Raw genomic sequence first — 17835 nt, 5'->3', positions numbered from 1 at the left:
ACAACTCGAAAGGAATCTTTTCAGGCTTTCACATTACATTATTGCACTTCTTTTATTTTATAAGCCAACTATATCAAACATTTCATACTCGGTTCATTTCCTTTCTGAAAATTTCTGTTTTTGCATTGAACTGCGCTTCAGCCTTGAACCGCATTAGCTCCAATCATTGTCTATATGAAACACATTCAATACTTCCCTGGCCTCAATGCGCTCAGGTTTATTGCTGCCTACCTGGTGGTTTTGCATCACGCTGAAAGTGTGAAACTAGGTAGAGGCTTCTTTCACCTGCATGATTATACACTTTTCAGCCTTGGAGGTCTTTCCGTTACTTTTTTCTTTGTCCTAAGCGGGTTTCTGATTTCCTATCTACTGTTCAAAGAGCTTGAAAAGAAAAATGATGTATCGGTACGGAAGTTTTATATGAGGAGGGTATTACGAATCTGGCCTCTATACTTTCTGATGGTACTGACTGGTTTGGTGATAGTCCCGACTGCTTTGACCATGTTGGGTGCCGATTACCAATTGCCTTATGACCCTGGCGAGGTGGCATGGATGTATGTTTTGTTCTTGCCATTTGCTGTGAATGCTCTTTTTGGACATACGATACTATACCCTTTGTGGTCAATAGGAGTTGAAGAAGTCTTTTATATCACATGGGCGCCAATCGTTAAGTTCTTTTCAAAATACCTGATCAATATTTTTATAGGAATCATCATTATCAGGCTTTCACTGGATTACTATTTTACTTTTATAGATCCGACTCACCCATTTGTAGCCTCTTTGGTAAGGCAACTTCAGATCGATGCGATGGCTTTTGGTGGATTGGGAGCCTATTTTATCTATCATACCCAGAAGAGCATTTCTTCGATGCAGCTATTTACTAAGAAGTGGCAGTTGATATTGTTTGCCGTAATTGTAGTGCGATGTACATGTCACAACTTCCTGATGAATGATACTTCTGTAGGTGGTTTTATCTATCAAGTGTTCTTTGCTACCCCTGTCTTTTCATCTCTGTTTACCTATTTCCTTTTCTTATGGATGATCATCAATGTTTCTTTGAATGTGAAAACACTGTTCAGACTTGAGCATCCAATTATGAATAAGTTGGGAGATATTTCCTATGGTATTTATATGTACCACCTGACGATTGTTTTTGCGATCGTATTTGTATTGGGAGATTTTCTGGCAGGATTGCCTACAGCAGTTGGGTTTATACTTTATCACTTAATGGTTATCGTATCAGTTATTTCGGTATCCTATCTGTCTAAAACATATTTTGAAGACCAGTTCCTGAAATTGAAAGGCAAGTTCTCATTTGATAAGCATGATGAGAAAAAAGCTACAGTAAATGCAGCAAAACAGTCAATGTAATTTGGGAGATTTTTCAAAAAAGGCGGACAGTTTATATAAACTGTCCGCCTTTTTTATTTAAGGGCTTAGATATACATCGCTTCAATTTCTGAAGAAAAATTCTGTAAGATTGTCTTACGTCTAATCTTTAGCGTAGGAGTAATTTCACCATTCTCGATGGTAAACTCTTTTGGTAGAAGTGTGAATTTCTTTACCTGTTCGAACCTTGCAAGGTTTTTCTGTAGATCATTGATACGGTTCTCAAATAGCTTGATGACTTCCGCATTTCTGATTAACTCAACCCTGTCTTTGAATGCAATGCCAGCTTCTTTAGCGTAAGATTCCAATGTTTCAAAGGCAGGGACGATCAAGGCTGAAACAAACTTTCTTTCATCACCAATGATGGCTATCTGTTCCACATACTGGTCGCTACCAATCGTTGTTTCTACTACTTGTGGAGCAATGTATTTACCACCTGCTGTTTTCATCAAGTCTTTAAGGCGTTCTATAAAAATCAGGTTTCCTTTTTCATCAATTTCTCCAGCATCACCTGTACGGAACCATTCCCCTTCAAAAACTTCAGCAGTAGCTTCAGGCTTGTTGTAATAACCACGCATAATGGTAGGGGACTTGACAAGAATCTCATTGTTCTCACCCAACTTGATCTCAATACCTTTCAATGGCATACCAACAGTACCTAGGCGGTAGTTGTGGTCATCAAAGCAAGATACAGTAGCACAAGTTTCGCTCAAGCCATATCCGTACTTCAGGTTGAAGCCAATCGCATGAAGGAAATAGTTAATTTCTTCTGAAAGTTTTGAACCGGCACATGGCAGGAATTTGGCGTTCTCCAAGCCTGTTGCAATTCTGATTTTACTCAATACCAACTTATCAGCCAAGTTGTATTGCATATTCAGGAAGCCGGAAGGTGTTTGCCCTTTTTGCTTAGTAGCAACTACCTTTTTACCTGTATTGACAGCCCAATTGAATAATGCTTTCTTTACAGGCGAAGCTGTTTCCAGTTTAGCGTATACCGTGCCGTAGATTTTTTCATACAGCCTTGGTACAGAACATATCAAAGTAGGGCGGATTTCCTCTAGTGTCTCCTTAATATTGGTAGGGAAGAGGTTATAGTGATTGATTACACCTTTGTAGAACATGTAGTATGTCCATGCACGCTCAAAGATATGGCTAAGTGGTAGAAATGCGATAGAGGTATCTGTGTCATTCACGTTGAGACGGTCTTCATGCATTTCAATACAAGCATTGAAATTGGCATTGTCCAACATAACACCTTTAGGTTCACCAGTGGTGCCAGAAGTGTAAATCAACGTTACCATGTCATCTTCTTGGATGGCTGACAACTTTGACTGAAGTACAGTGTCATGCTCAGGACTGTCTCCTTTTTTGATAAAGTCCTTGAAGTACTCAGCGTCAGGACATGACTTCAGGTCTGTACGGTCATCAAATACGATCACCTTTTTCAGATGCTCATTTGTAGAGAGTAATGAATGAGCAATGTCGTACTGCTCCTGATCTCCAACAAACAGGATATTGATCTCTGCATCGTTGATGATATAGTCTGCTTGAGGAGCTGTACTTGTTGCGTAGATAGGTACTACTACGCCTCTGATACTTAAAGTAGCAAAGTCGACAAGTGACCATTCCGGCATGTTCTGTGAGAATATCCCAACTTTTTGCTGTGTCTCAATGCCAAAGTCAAGTAGGGCTTTAGAAACCCTGTTAACCTTATCTAGCATTTCATCCCATGACATGGAAATCCATTCTCCTTCACCATACTCCTTGAATTTCAAGGCAGCTCTTTGTCCGTATTGTGCAGCTTTATCTCTTAATGCCTGAGCAAAGTGCTTGGTCACTACTTGTCGCATAATTTGCTTAAGAGTTCAGTTTTATTTTTTGTTTCGACTTAACAGGTACCGTAAAGCTGATACCCATCGCTTTAGTTTTTACATAGCCTACATAGTTGATTTCGAAGTCCTGTCCTGTAGCCATATTCATCAGTCCTGTCAGGAAATTGCTGAATAGTAACTTAGGTGGGAACTTTACTTCCAATGGGAGAGCCACTTCATCTTTTTTGGGCATTTCTCGCTCAAGGAATTGATCAACTGTTCCGATCAGTTCGTCGTTAACCATCACGTCAACATGAATTTCTTTGATCGTCAATGAAACACCATTTGGGTTGTAGATATCAGCATCTGCTTTCAGGAGAATGTTGCCATCTTCCAATGAAATCATTTCAACATTTCTGATAGATCTGAATTCAGGTTCTTTTACACCACATGATGTCATTGATAGCATCAGGGTTGCGAAAATAAGGAAAAAGGTGAAGTTACGCTTCATAGTTTGTTATTTTAAATCAAATATTCACTTGGATAAATACAAAAATAATCATTCTAAAGGATAAGTGATAACTGAATCGAATGACGAATGAATTATTTATGTTTTTTTCACGCATACTTTATTTTTTCAAGGTTTGAAGTATGTTTTTGTCTCGTAATCAGGAATCTAATTTTAAGACTGATTATTTCCTGATATATCCATAGGATTATATTTGGAGACTATATACTTTTGCGCAACTTTGTAGGAGGTAGATTGCTTGTTGCAACGCTTTATTTCTGCAAAGTGTTGATTATTAAAGCTTATCATATTTTTAGCCAATTAAACAGAATTATTAAATGGCAAAAGTTTTAATCATCGGGGCTGGTGGCGTCGGAAACGTCGTGGCACACAAATGTGCGATGGTCCCTGAAGTGTTCGAGGAGATCACATTGGCGAGCCGTACTGTTTCAAAGTGCGAAGCGATTGCAGCCGAAGTCAAAAAAAGAACAGGTCGTGACATTGCAACACATCAAGTGGATGCGGACAATGTGCCTGAACTGGTAGCCCTGATTAATAACGTTAAACCAGACTTGGTGATCAACGTAGCACTTCCTTACCAGGATTTGCCGATCATGGACGCATGTCTGGAAACGAAAGTACATTATTTGGACACTGCCAATTACGAGCCTAAAGATGAGGCGAAGTTTGAGTACAGCTGGCAGTGGGCTTATCAGGATAAATTCAAGGAGGCAGGTATCACAGCTATTCTTGGTTGTGGATTTGATCCGGGCGTAACTGGCGTATATACGTCATATGCAGCCAAGCACCATTTTGATGAGATCCATTACTTGGATATCGTGGACTGTAATGCTGGTGATCACGGAAAAGCATTTGCAACCAACTTCAACCCTGAGATCAATATCCGTGAGATCACACAGAAGGGTAAGTATTGGGAAGATGGTAAATGGGTAGAAATTGACGCTATGTCAATTCATAAGCCAATCGACTATCCTAATATTGGTGAGAGAGAGTCTTACTTGCTTTACCATGAAGAGTTGGAGTCATTGGTGAAAAATTACCCAACGATCAAGCGTGCCCGTTTCTGGATGACGTTTGGACAGGAGTATATCAAGCACCTAACAGTACTTCAGAACGTAGGCATGACAAGCATCGAGCCTATCAAGTTCCAAGGTCAGGACATCGTTCCTTTGGAATTCCTGAAGGCATTGCTTCCTGAGCCATCTTCATTGGGTGAAAACTACGTAGGGGAGACTTCTATTGGCTGTCAGATCAAAGGTATCAAAGACGGTAAGGAGAAAACTTACTACGTATGGAACAACTGCAAGCACCAACACGCTTGGGATGAAGTAGGTGGTCAAGGTGTTGCCTATACTACTGGTGTTCCTGCTATGCTAGGTGCAAAAATGTTCCTGGAAGGCAAATGGGATAATGGTGCAGGTGTATTCAACGTAGAGCAATTCAACCCAGATCCATTTATGGAAGAGATCGGCAAGTACGGTCTGCCTTGGGAAGAGACAGAGAACGTAGAATTCCCTCATGAATATTAATCTAGACACTATTCTAGAGATTAGATACTAGACTAGAGGCTAGAAGTTGAAGCTTGATTTTTCGTCATGTTTCTTTCTTCTAGCCTCTAACTTCTTTAAGACTATGATAGAAAAAGTTATAGACCAAATTCCTAGTCCATGTTATGTAGTGGAGGAGCAATTACTCCACAACAACCTAAGAACATTGGACATGGTACAGAAGGCAACCGGAGCGAAGATCATCTTGGCACTGAAAGGTTTTGCCACTTACCATACATTTGATCTTGTCAAGAAATATTTGCCTGGTGTTACGTCAAGCTCACTGAACGAGGCCAAACTTGGCAAGTATGAGTTTGGAGGAGAGGTACACGCTTACAGCCCTGTTTACCTGCCGAATGAGATTGACGAAATGCTGGATATCGCAAGCCATATCACTTTCAACTCATTGAATGAGTGGGAACGCCACAAGGAGAAAACCATGGCGAAAGGCGTAGAGGCTGCATTGCGTATCAACCCAGAGTACTCTGAAGTAGAAACGGATTTGTACAACCCTTGTGTAATTGGTTCAAGACTTGGCGTAAGGGCTGAGCAGATCGGAGATGAGCTTCCTGAGGGAATTGTCGGTTTGCATTTCCATACATTATGTGAAAATGGTGCTGACACTTTGGAGCGAACGCTTCAAGCTGTAGAAGAGAAATTCGGTCACTTGCTGCATCAGGCAAAATGGTTGAATATGGGAGGTGGTCATGCCATTACCCGAAAAGGCTATGATATCGAGCTATTGATTTCTCTAATCAGCAACCTGAAAGATAATTACAACTTGGACATCATTCTTGAGCCAGGAAGTGCTGTAGGTTGGGAGACAGGTCCATTGGTTGCTACTGTATTGGACGTTGTAGAAAACCAAGGCACAACCACTGCCATGTTGGATACATCTTTTGCGGCACATATGCCTGATACACTGGAGATGCCTTATAAGCCAAGAATCAGAGAAGCCATAGAAGGAGGTGAGTTCAAGTATAATATGGGTGGAACTACATGTCTGGCTGGAGACTTTATGGCAGGTTATGCTTTTGATAAACCGCTTGAAGTTGGACAAAAAATCATATTTGAGGATATGATCCACTATACGATGGTAAAGACTACCACCTTTAATGGAGTAAACTTGCCTAATATCGGTATTATGAAGGAAGACGGTACTTTTGAGGTGCTGAAGACTTTCGGGTACGAGGAGTATAAAAGCAGGTTATAATGACTAGAAGAAAGATGCTAGCACCTAGAGGAAACCTAGCGTCTAGCATCTTTTGCCTAGCTTATTGGTTGTCTACCAATTCATCTACAAAAGCAATGTATTTTGCTTCAGCATCTTCTTGGCTGATTCCTTCCATTTTTTTCCATGCATCCCATTTGGCGTTTCCTTTGAAGTCAAAACCACCAGGGCGTTCCGTATTTACATTACCTTCTGTTGCTTGCTTATAAAGAGCATAAAGTTTAAGCAATGCCTCGTTTGATGGTTTGCTGTCAAGGGTGTTGACTTTTTTCTGTGCGTTCACAAATGCTTCTGAAGCCATTTCTCCGTTAGTTTTAGTTGTTTATTAATATTCAAAGATCGGGAGCAAAACCTATTGATTTTACTCCCATTTATTTTTGGTCACCTTTCACAAGGTTAATCATCAATACGAATCCAGTTTTCTGACCTTCCAAATAATTTGATACCTACATAACCGTGCATCTTCAGGACGTTGGGGCCATTATTCTTGATTGTTCCACTGTATGTATTGCCTGTGTCCGGATCATACACTTTTCCCTCTTCCCATTCTCCATCACCTTTGTATTGGAATCCATCCAAAATGACCAGACCTTCCAGTGTACGGCTTCTCAAGTCTTTTTTAGGGTTAAGTTCGTCCACTCTTGGTTTTGAACCGTCCTTGTTGGCATCTCTTTCCATCCAAGCTACTTTACCGTAAGCTCTGTCATCTTCGCCAATCCAGACATGTACATGTGCGTCTTTTGCTCCTGTCAGCCAAAGTCCTTCGATCAGTTCTTTTTTGTCGTCGTTCATGGTTCTTTAATTGGGTGTTGAGTTTAATAGAATCTGCTAGCAACACAATAGTTGTTGCAATGGATTTGAAATTAGAATTATCTCCTTTGCCTTATGTTTTACCTGTCTTAAAAACAGCATCTGGTTACAGGCAAATTTGAATGGGTTATTCAATACAGGCTCAATATAATTAAAGTTATGCTTGCATAATAATATTTTATATAGATTCAGTTGGTCGTAAAGTTGTTTTGATGCAGCGATCTAGTGTAGATGAAACTCCTGTTGAGTGAATGTAAGTTCACGGAAATTGCTGATTACAAATCAGAAACGAAATGCTGTTTACCGTACCGCCATACTGGAAATAATTTATTCATATTCTATTCAAATTTCCTTATCAGAAGCCATCAAAAAAAAGTCAATTATTGTGACTGAAACAGCCGAACTATACCATGACCTATTTATACAAAAACCGATATGGCTGTACTTATCACAGAATTTGAATTGAAATTATGGCAATAATCAACAAACCTGACTTGCAGGCAGCCACCGGCAACAGGATGAACAACGTAACAGCAGAGCTTGTCATGAGACTGCTAAAACTGCGAAAGTTCAACAAACTATACGATAAACTGACTGCTGAGCAGGGAGTAGAACTTATTGAAAGTATTTTGAAGGAAATGAATGTGAAATGCGATTTCAGGGATGAAGACCTGAAGCATATTCCCAAGTCAGGACCTTTTATTGTCGTAGCAAACCATCCATTTGGCTTACTTGATGGAATTATACTGCTCCATCTGATCAGGAAGGTTAGACCTGACTTTAAAGTAATGGCTAATTTCCTTTTGCATAGGGTTGAACCTTTAAAAGAGTTCTTTATACCGGTCAATCCATTTGCACAGAAAGGAAGTGTAGTAAGCAAGAAGGGCATTCGTGATGCCTTACAGCATTTGAAGGATGGATATCCGTTGGGAATTTTCCCTGCCGGAGAAGTTTCTACCTATCAAAGTATGAAAGGCGGTGTACAGGACAAGGCTTGGGAAATACCAGCCATAAAGCTGATCAAGCATGCCGAAGTGCCTGTAGTACCAGTTTATTTTGATGGGAAAAACAGTTTACTCTTCCACTTGCTAGGGAAGTTACACCCTTCCTTGAGGACAGCTCGATTGCCGGCGGAGTTTTTGGGAAAGAAGAATAAGAAGATAAAGGTTAGAATTGGATCGCCTATTTCTGTCAAAGAGCAACTGGAGTTGGGAGATGTGTATAAGTTTGGTCGTTATCTGCGTGCAAGGGTATATGTTCAAGGTAGTGCCCTTCGTAAAAAGCAACAACATATAAGACCAAACCTTGCTGTGTTGAAGCGTGCTAAGACCATTATAGCACCTATTCCAAAAGCAATCCTGAAGCAGGAAGTTGATAAGTTGAGGGAGCTAGGGATGTGTTACCATAAACATCAGGATATTGAGATTTATGTCGCACCATATGCCAATATTCCTAACCTGATAACGGAAATCGGTAGACTTAGGGAGATTACCTTCCGAGAGGTAGGAGAGGGTACCAACCTTGCAGTGGACTTGGATAGGTATGATACAAAGTATGAACACCTTTTCCTTTGGCATAATAAGGAGCAGAAAGTGATTGGAGCCTATAGGCTTGGCAGGGGAAAGGTATTGTCAGAAAAGAAAGGCGTAAAAGGGTTTTATACCAATACCCTTTTTGAGATGAACAAGAAGTTGCTGCCAATACTTGAGCAGTCAGTGGAGCTTGGGCGTTCCTTTGTAATCAAGGAGTACCAGCAGCACCCAATGCCTTTGTTTTTATTGTGGAGAGGTATTTTGATCTTCCTTTTGAAAAACCCTGAGTACAAATACTTGGTGGGACCTGTCAGTATCAGCAATGACTACTCAACGGTTTCGAAGAGCTATATCATAGCCTTTATCATGAAGTACTTTTACAATAATGAACTGGCAAAACTGGTGAAGCCAAGGACAGGTTATAAGGTGGATTTCAGGCATTCGGATTATGAAATTCTATTGGAGAAAGCCAAGGATATCCTGAGCTTTGATAAGTTGATCACTGAGATTGAACCAAACCGTTTCCATATTCCACCATTGCTGAAGCAATATATTAAGCTGAATGCCAAGATTATCAGTTTTAATATGGACCCCAAGTTCAATAATTCCTTGGATGGACTGATACTTTTGGACCTCAAAGAAGTGCCAGAACAAACAATGGAAAAACTGAAAAGTGAGATTGCTAAGAACTAGTGAATAATAGGTTAAAATCCATAAAGGCTTCAGAAATAGATGGTTTCTGAAGCCTTTCTTATTTTATCATTATCCTCACACATTTAGGCGATTACCTTTTCAGTTTTGTGTTGCTGATATGATTTTCTCCATTGTATAAAGCCCCATGACGCCAAAAACAGGTAAACAAAGTACAGGAATGTGGTAAACATCAATCCTTTGTAGAAGTAAATACCTACACAGGCAACGTCTACGATTATCCAGATCACCCAGTTTTCGATACGTTTCTTGGCGAGTTGCCATTGTGCTATCAAACTAAATGAAGTGGTAAAAGCATCCCAGTATGGTACATCAGAGCCAAAGTAATTTTCAAAAATATAGCCCATCACCAAAGTGCCTAAAGTGCCTATTACCACCAATATGGATAATTCCTTGGTAGAGGAGTAGGATACAGGTAAGGCATCTGTTGATTTTCCACCATAAAGCCAATGGTACCAGCCGTAGATACCCAAGATGACGTAGATGATATGGAGCAAAAAGTCACCATACAAGCCCGCATTCAGAAATATATAGATATATAAACCGACACTGATCAGACCTGTGGGCCAACCCCAAATATTTTCTTTGGTATTGAACCATACGCAGATGATACCGAAGATTGTGCCCCACAGTTCTATCTGGTTTTCGCTGAAGTAGCTGATGGTTTGCGTTAGCAGTTCCAAGATGTTTGCAATTAAATTGAAAAAATAAACCTCCTGACCCAACGGGATCAGGAGGCAAAGTTAACTTGTATGGGTGATAAATCAATGCCCCTGTGTAATCTCACAACTTATCCCTTTGATCCAATGCTTGTACTCGGCAGTATAGTATAGATAGGCACAGCTAGCTGGTGCAAAATATTTGCCTTCAAACTCTGATTTGAGGTCCAGTTGGATCACTTTTTTTTCTGAAGCTTTCATGCCTCTGAAATACAGAATCAAGTAGTTGTCCGTAATTTCATAGTAATCGAAGAGGTGTTTCTCTTGCAGGGCTTTGATTTGCCAAGGCTGTACACTAACTCCCGAAAGAATGCCAATTTTAGCAAGTACCATTGGTAATGGTTGCTTGGATTTATTGCGGACTTCTATTTCAGCCCTGAAAGTATCTCCAATCCTTATTTTTGATTCAGGCGTTCGTACATCCAATGATACATCACACTTATCACTGGATGGCGGCGTGTAGGTGTACCAGTTGGCGGTGATGGAGTAGGGTAGTGCCTGTTTTGTATTTTTATATTGCCAATTGAGGGTATTGTTACCTTCTTTGAATAGGTCATTCAAGTTGGATAGCTGAATTGGGTCACGAGATCCCTTTTCAAAATGTATGGTGTTTTTTTGGTTGTTGATACTTAGGATAATGTCCCCATCACTTTTGGTAACTTTTGAGTATCGAGCGAATTCGGTCAGAGCCTTTAGAGCCATAATGGTTGCTTGAGTGGAGCCAAATCCTCCGTAACTTTCTCTGGCATTTACCAAATAGTTAGCAGCTTCCTGCAATAGTTTGTTGTCAGGTGTCTGCATTTTTAGGATGCCTAACACTAAAAAAGAGGTGGTTTCAACCTGAAGTGATTTTCCCCCAGACATAGTCACTGAATAAGTGGCAGGGAGCTTTCCAAAACCATTTGAATCAGTTAGTTTCTTGATTTTGGAGAATACTTTATGTGACCTGGTATCCTTGGCTTCAAGCAGGATATTCAACAGAAGTGAAAGCTTATAGACATCTTGCTGATCGATATTCTGATCATAAATGGCATCAATTTCCTTTTCTAACCCTTTGTGACCAGTTTCGACCAATGCGTAGGTAACATAGGCATTGTACACTTCCTTATTGATATTCCCGAAACTATCCAGTCCATTTTTATTGGTGATATAGCCTCCCTTGCCATCTCTTTTGTCCATAAGATAGGTTCGGGTTCTGGCTACCATTTTATTGTCAACAGAAGCGTACACTTCTTCCATATCACTGAATTCCAATAACCCATAAGCCGTTAAGCCTTCGTGTGCAGGTAGGCCGCCAAACCATTCGTAGCCATTCTCTTTCGTCTCAAATGAAATCAACTTTTTATACCCCTTGTCAATCAAGGCTAGTGCTTTTTTCTCAATTTCAGGATTTACCTGACCACTTTGCCTCATAAACTGTAAAGCCAAGATATTTGGGTAAGTACTGGATGAGGTTTGCTCAAAACAGCCATAAGGCTCCTGTAAAATGGATTCAACACCCGCCATTAGTTCTGTTAGCATATCAGGGTAGGCAACAGCACTTGCTGTAAGTGTGTTGGGCATCATGTCCGTGATATGAAGGGAATATTGCTGTTGCATGGTATTTCCAGAAAAGGATTGGCTTACCGGAAATCCTTTAGGCACAACCTTGAAAGTTTTGGAAAAGCTGTCCTTGTAATCTGAAGCTGCTACACTAGCTGAAACCATAGCTTCGTTTCCACTGGACTGAACCTCTATTTGGAGTGGAATGCTGATCGCTTCATACGCTTGAAGTTCTATTGTTTGAAGGTTAGGTAAAACGGACTTCAGGTTATTTGAGGTCTGAATTTTTACTTTCGCTAAAATGGGACTTTCCGTATTGTTTTTAAGCGTGATAGGAATGATACACTGATCTTCATAAGTGAGGAACTCAGGAGCTTTACTTTCAATACTTACTGGCATTTGGCTGTAAAACTGATGGTTGCTTCTGCCGACTTTTCCTGTAGCTGAAATTCCTTGTGCAGTGGCTGAAAAGGAGGTTAAGGCAGCATTGGTGTAAAAGGAAATTTGGGCTGTACCATCACTTCCTGTTTCAACCACAGGGTTCCAGTAGATTGTTTCTCTGAAGTCAGTTCTTGATTGTGGAGGATTGGTTTTGTAGTCAGGTATATAAAAGGTACGAGCTTCATAGAACTCGTTGATTTCCTCAAATGGTATGTCAACAAATCCATCTGTTCCATTGAATAATTCAACCCATTCATCATCTTCATCAAATTCCACTTTAAGCTCTTCTATAGCAACCTCATCAGCAACCGGAGGTACGACAGGCTGGTCATTTTCTGTGAAAGCTTGCTCTAAAAACACTTCATTTCCTGCCGCAAAATCAGGTTCTTCTGCTCCCCATACTACTGGTGCTGCCATCACCATCTCATCTATGACTTCTTCTTCGTATAACTTATTTCTCATTAACACTACCTTCCTCTTCTGAAGTGTGATGGAAAGAGAATCGGAATTTTTAATCTTAATGTTTAGCGGTTGGAAGCCGGGTTTGTTCACTGCTAGACTCTGTGATATCAGTGCCGAAATTGAGAACTGACCATATTGGTTACTTACACATCTTTCACCAGATTCTGGAATATATATGGAGACATTGGGAATAGGGTTGCCATCATCGTCTGTTACTTTACCTTTGATTGTAGGGATGATACTGTAATCGTCTTTGTATTTATATATGGCTTGTTTAAAAGGATTGTTGTTGGGGTAAAAAACTTCAAGGTCTTTTGGTGTTGAAAGGTCTATGGTAGAAAATGAGAAGTTCCCGTTTTTGTCTGTCTTGGTAGACCAACCATCCAGTTTGAGGTCCACATCAGGAAGTGGATGGCTGTTATTATCTAAAAGTTGACCTTTTACCTTAGTTTGCTCAGCCTGAAATTCTATAGTATTTTTCCATTCAGGGTAACTTTTATCCATCACTTCCCGCCAGTTAAACTTTCGCCAACCTTGTGTCATCAGTAGGTAATCCAAAGCCTGAGCCGCTTTTGTTTCTCCTGTATCAAAATAGAAAATAGGTTCATGAATTTCTCCTTTCAAATCACTGCTCAGAAGTAAGTAGGATAAAAGGTGATCTTGTTTGTCATCAGCAAAGCTGAGAACCTTGTCGTCCACAACTGACAATGCCAATGAAGCAGAAATAGGTTGTCCTGTTTCATCAGTCGTTTTTACCATCATTTTCACTTCTTCATACGGAAGGTATTTTTCCTTGTCTGTTTCTATACTGACCTTCATTTGCTTGTCTGAATTGATAAAATTGAGCCTTTCACAACAAGGTCGCTGATGATTGTCAAACAAAGTCAAGTGCGCAATACCTGCAGGTATATCCTTTAGAGGAATGTTCAAGGAATTGACACCGGGATGAAGTGGGAATGTCTGATAGTAATAGGGCTTATTTCTAACCTGAAGAATAAGTGTGACTATTTCTTGGTCTGGGGCATGAATAGAAACAGGCAGTGTGCCATTTTCAGCTAGTCCTGTAGACATACTAAACCCAAATGACAAAGCTTCAGGTAGGGGGATAGGGGTGTCGGTCTTGACAGGGTGTGTGATATATGCAGTGTAGGCTTCATTACTTTCAAGAAGTATCTCAAAAGCGCCCATACCATCATGAAAGCTTCTGAATTTAGTAACTTCTTCCTTATGCTTATTCAATACTACACCCTCTATGTCTACTGGTTTTCCAAACGCATCAGTAGCCTTGAAAGCAACCTTTGAATTGACATTTTCTACCAAGTGACCGCTTTCTGGGAAAAACTGCAGCGTTATATCCTGTAGCATGATAGGAATTGCTCTGGATATTGATTCAATGCTACCATTGTTTTCAATTGTAATGTTTAAGAGAGCATCGTTATTTTTTAGGTTTTCAGGTAGGTCAAATTGGATCGCTGCTTTCCCATTTTGGTCAGTTGTCAGTTTTAGAGATTTGAATAGCTTATTTTCCAATTTGATGGCTACCATAAAACTCTGATTAGCCAGTGGCTTTTTGGTGAGTGATTGGGCTGCAAAATTGGCAACAACCTTTTCAGAAGGACCATAAGCTTTTCTTTCGAAATCAAGGCTTAGCAATACATTCGGTTTGGTGATAGCCTGTACCTGAAATGACTTTTCAAAGAAGTATTCATCCGGGAAGTTTTTCATCCATTGGGTATGAGCCTTGATTTTATACAGTCCACCAGGGGCATTTGATGGGAGCTTGAAGTCAGCTTTTCCTCTACCATTATTACAGATTAACCTTAAGTTTTTGGTTTCACCTTTGGGGTCTACCAACTCAATGTTTGCTATTTGGCTTTGAGTGGAGGGAAGGTGGTCCATCTCATTTACAAGAAAGACACTAAGCCAAATATTGTCACCTGGCTTATAAAAGGGTTTGTCCATTTGGACATAGATTTTTTCCTGAGGCAGAGCCTCGGTGTAGGCAGCTAATTTGGCAATCATCTTATCGAAGGGGTCACTTTGGAAAAAGACAAAACTCAGCAAGACTATGCTTGTCAAGAGCAGCAATGGCAATAGCAGTAGTCGTTTCATATCTAGACTGGCTTTTATTAGGTCTAATGGGGAATGATATTGGGGTTACAGTATAATTTGTTAATGAAATTAAACAAAGGCAAGTGCTCATTTCATTATTTGATACAAAATTATCTTGCCAAGTTTGATGTAATTGACACAAATTGATCTTTGTAATGAATTAAGTAGTGATTAATCGTCATTTTAACACCTTTATTTTGAGGTTAATTGATTAAATATTTCATTTTCACTTTGAGAAATAAAGACTAATTTTGCCACCCTCAACACTAAAACCTTTCTATAATGCAACTGATAGACGGAAAAGCGACAGCTGAGGCAATCAAGGGCGAGATTGCAATTGAAGTAAAAGAGATTTTGGCAAATGGTGGTAAGCAACCACATTTGGCAGCAGTACTAGTGGGGAATGACGGTGGTAGCCGTACGTATGTGAACCACAAGGTCAAAGCTTGTGAGCAATGCGGATTCAAGTCGACATTGCTGGAGTTTGAAGAGACAATCACAGAAGAAGAACTGCTTGCTGTGGTTGACAAACTGAACAAGGATGAGGATATCGATGGCTTTATTGTTCAGTTGCCGCTTCCGAAACATATAGATGAGACAAAAGTCACTTTGGCAATTGACCCTGCCAAAGATGTGGATGGTTTCCACCCTGAAAACCTGGGACGTATGATGATTGGTCTTCCTGGTTTCTTGCCAGCGACTCCTTACGGAATAGTCCAATTGTTGGAGCGTTACGGTATAGAAACTTCAGGTAAGAAATGTGTGGTTGTGGGTAGAAGCAACATCGTAGGTACGCCTATGAGCTTGCTGATGTCTAGAAATGCTAAAGTAGGTAACTGTACTGTTACTTTGACGCATAGCCGTACAGCTGATCTTGCTGCTGAAACACGTGAAGCAGATATTCTGATTGCAGCTTTGGGTAAACCTGAGTTTGTGACGGCTGATATGGTGAAAGAAGGTGCTGTAGTGATTGACGTAGGAACATCTCGTGTGAAGGACGACTCTAAGAAGTCAGGTTTCAGCTTGAAAGGTGACGTGAAGTTTGATGAGGTATCTCCTAAGTGTAGCTTTATTACACCAGTTCCTGGAGGTGTTGGTCCAATGACTGTGGTAACGCTGATGCGTAATACATTGCTGGCAGCGAAGAATAGATAATTAATCGTATACGATTTTAGATAGAGGACTTGATGTGAAAGATTTCTTTTCTTTCATACTCAAGTCTTTGTTCTGAAACTCAGATAATCTTGTTATAGGTATAGGGTAAGGGGTTTGATGTACAGGACTCCAACCTTAAATCTAAAAAGTTTCAAGGGTTCCCTCACCCCTTGTGTTTTTCATTTTTAAATAGAAAAAAAAGGAATAATGGTAAAGAGCGTTATTGAGCAAGGTAAAGCTGTAACCAAGACAGCACTTCCATTGATGGAAGATTTTTATACTGTCCAAGGCGAAGGCGTTTACACAGGACATGCAGCTTATTTTATTCGTTTGGCTGGCTGTGATGTAGGTTGTGTTTGGTGTGATGTGAAAGAGTCATGGGATGAAGAAGCACACCCAACCGTTAAGGTAGAAGATATTGTGAGTAAGGCTGCGGCTATGCCTGGCAGGTTGGCAGTGATTACGGGTGGTGAACCACTGATGCATGACATTTCTTACCTTACTCAAAAACTGAAAGAGGCGGGATTCCAAGTCAATATTGAGACTTCAGGAGCACATCCACTATCAGGTGATTTGGATTGGATCACTTTCTCTCCTAAAAAATTCAAGCAACCCCTTCCGGAAATCTATGAGAAAGCTCATGAACTGAAGGTGGTTGTCTTCAATAAGAGTGATTTTGCTTTTGCAGAGGAATTTGCCGAAAAAATGGCACCTGATTGTAAACTGTACTTGCAACCTGAGTGGAGCAAGCACGAAAAGATGATGCCGCTGATCGTGGACTATGTCAAGGAAAACCCTAAGTGGCATATTTCGCTTCAGACACACAAGTTTATGCAAATCCCTTAAGGTTTTATCCTCCAATTGTTGACATAGAGGCGGATAGGCTGTCCTTGTTGAGACGGGCAGCCTCAAATCCGTTTTTAGCTTTTCCACTAACAGCCTGCTGAATGGCAAGTTGGATCTCCTGATCTGAAGCACCAGATCGAAGTAAAGATCTTAGGTTCAGGCTAGACTTGCTGTAAAGGCAAGTATGCAAAAATCCTTGAGATGTGATTCTGATTCTATTGCAGCTCCCACAGAAGGTACGACTGTAGGCGGGAATCACTCCCAGTTTTCCTTTTAACCTTGGAGCAGAGTAGTTGAGTGAAGTGGAATGAGGTTCTGCCACCATCAGTTTCAAGTCAGGGTAAACACTTTTTAATTCCTCCAGTATTCGGACATAATCCCATTTCAGCACAGGGTGTCTGTTTTCTTCTCCATTGAAAGGCATCTCTTCAATAAACCGTACATCAACAGGGTATTGCTCAGCCAAAGTAGCCATTGGAAGAATGTCTTCTGTATTTTGGTCTTCCATCACTACCATATTGATTTTTACCGCAAAGCCCATCGCTACCATTTGCTCAAAAGTAGCCCATACTGTCTGGAACTCATTTCGCCTAGTCAGCTGAAAAAACTTTTGAGCGTCCAGTGTATCAAGACTTAGGTTGATACTGTTGATGCCAAGCGCTTTCAGCTTTGAGAGGTATTGTTGTGTAAATACACCATTGGTAGTCAAGGTGATCTTTTTGAGCAATTCTATGGAAGATAGGTTGTCTAAAAAATCCATAAGGCCTTTTCTCATAAATGGCTCACCTCCAGTGATTCTTACCTTGTTGACACCCATTTGGGTAAGGATCATCAGTAGCCTTTCCATTTCTTCAAAAGTGAGCAGCGCTTTTCTTTCAACAAACTGAATGTGTTCAGGCATACAGTATGTACACCTGAGGTTGCACCTGTCTGTCACAGCTAATCTTACATAGCTGATTGGTCTTCCATATTTATCTTGCAGCATATAAATCTATTTG

At 40.4% G+C, this 17835-nt stretch carries 13 protein-coding genes; 6 read left to right on the top strand and 7 right to left on the bottom strand.

The annotated features are described in order from the left end of the window. Positions 1-174 precede the first annotated feature (174 nt). Entirely contained in the window at positions 175-1371 is a 1197-nt protein-coding gene (locus tag V6R21_RS17040) for an acyltransferase family protein (protein ID WP_334244837.1), read from the top strand. A gap of 65 nt (positions 1372-1436) precedes the next feature. Here V6R21_RS17040 and V6R21_RS17035 read toward each other — a convergent pair whose 3' ends face one another. After that, entirely contained in the window at positions 1437-3239 is a 1803-nt protein-coding gene (locus tag V6R21_RS17035; RefSeq protein ID WP_334244836.1) for an AMP-dependent synthetase/ligase, read from the bottom strand. 7 nt (positions 3240-3246) lie between these two features. Next, positions 3247-3711, bottom strand: coding sequence for an LEA type 2 family protein (locus tag V6R21_RS17030; protein ID WP_334244835.1), 465 nt, complete (start codon positions 3709-3711; stop codon positions 3247-3249). A 335-nt stretch (positions 3712-4046) separates the two neighbouring features. Between V6R21_RS17030 and V6R21_RS17025 the strand changes: the two genes are divergently transcribed. Together V6R21_RS17025 and nspC are read left to right on the top strand one after the other, a co-directional pair. Further along, positions 4047-5258 (top strand): saccharopine dehydrogenase family protein, encoded by a 1212-nt coding sequence (locus V6R21_RS17025; protein WP_334244834.1) that lies wholly within the window; start codon positions 4047-4049, stop codon positions 5256-5258. Positions 5259-5361: 103 nt separating this feature from the next. Continuing rightward, positions 5362-6489: a carboxynorspermidine decarboxylase gene (gene nspC / locus V6R21_RS17020; protein WP_334244833.1), complete on the top strand. Its 1128-nt coding sequence runs from the start codon at positions 5362-5364 to the stop codon at positions 6487-6489. Positions 6490-6550: 61 nt separating this feature from the next. Here nspC and V6R21_RS17015 read toward each other — a convergent pair whose 3' ends face one another. Then, the gene (locus V6R21_RS17015; protein WP_334244832.1) at positions 6551-6808 is read right to left on the bottom strand and encodes an acyl-CoA-binding protein; all 258 of its coding nucleotides are present in this window, start codon (positions 6806-6808) and stop codon (positions 6551-6553) included. 95 nt (positions 6809-6903) lie between these two features. Further along, positions 6904-7299 carry a DUF2147 domain-containing protein gene (locus V6R21_RS17010; RefSeq protein ID WP_334244831.1) on the bottom strand — a complete coding sequence of 132 codons (396 nt, stop codon included), beginning with the start codon at positions 7297-7299 and terminating at the stop codon, positions 6904-6906. A 488-nt stretch (positions 7300-7787) separates the two neighbouring features. Between V6R21_RS17010 and V6R21_RS17005 the strand changes: the two genes are divergently transcribed. Next, positions 7788-9542, top strand: coding sequence for a lysophospholipid acyltransferase family protein (locus V6R21_RS17005; RefSeq protein WP_334244830.1), 1755 nt, complete (start codon positions 7788-7790; stop codon positions 9540-9542). An 83-nt stretch (positions 9543-9625) separates the two neighbouring features. On the opposite strand, the gene pnuC is transcribed toward V6R21_RS17005, so the two are convergent. Further along, complete coding sequence (gene pnuC / locus V6R21_RS17000) at positions 9626-10243, bottom strand: nicotinamide riboside transporter PnuC (RefSeq protein ID WP_334244829.1); 618 nt, start codon at positions 10241-10243, stop codon at positions 9626-9628. 81 nt (positions 10244-10324) lie between these two features. After that, positions 10325-14836, bottom strand: coding sequence for an MG2 domain-containing protein (locus V6R21_RS16995; RefSeq protein WP_334244828.1), 4512 nt, complete (start codon positions 14834-14836; stop codon positions 10325-10327). Positions 14837-15118: 282 nt separating this feature from the next. Here V6R21_RS16995 and V6R21_RS16990 point away from each other — a divergent pair, with 282 nt between their 5' ends. Then, positions 15119-15991 carry a bifunctional 5,10-methylenetetrahydrofolate dehydrogenase/5,10-methenyltetrahydrofolate cyclohydrolase gene (locus V6R21_RS16990; protein ID WP_334244827.1) on the top strand — a complete coding sequence of 291 codons (873 nt, stop codon included), beginning with the start codon at positions 15119-15121 and terminating at the stop codon, positions 15989-15991. Positions 15992-16198: 207 nt separating this feature from the next. Then, a complete protein-coding gene (locus V6R21_RS16985; RefSeq protein WP_334244826.1) occupies positions 16199-16837 on the top strand; it encodes a 7-carboxy-7-deazaguanine synthase QueE in 639 nt (212 codons plus the stop codon). Positions 16838-16841: 4 nt separating this feature from the next. Here the strand turns inward: V6R21_RS16985 and moaA are convergent, their stop codons facing one another. Then, the gene (moaA, locus tag V6R21_RS16980) at positions 16842-17822 is read right to left on the bottom strand and encodes a GTP 3',8-cyclase MoaA (RefSeq protein ID WP_334244825.1); all 981 of its coding nucleotides are present in this window, start codon (positions 17820-17822) and stop codon (positions 16842-16844) included. Between the last annotated feature and the right edge of the window lie 13 nt (positions 17823-17835).

Source organism: Limibacter armeniacum (assembly GCF_036880985.1).
Lineage (GTDB): Bacteria > Bacteroidota > Bacteroidia > Cytophagales > Flammeovirgaceae > Limibacter > Limibacter armeniacum.
The sequence above is the reverse complement of the archived record's forward strand: the minus strand, read 5'-3'. Positions and strand labels throughout refer to the sequence as shown.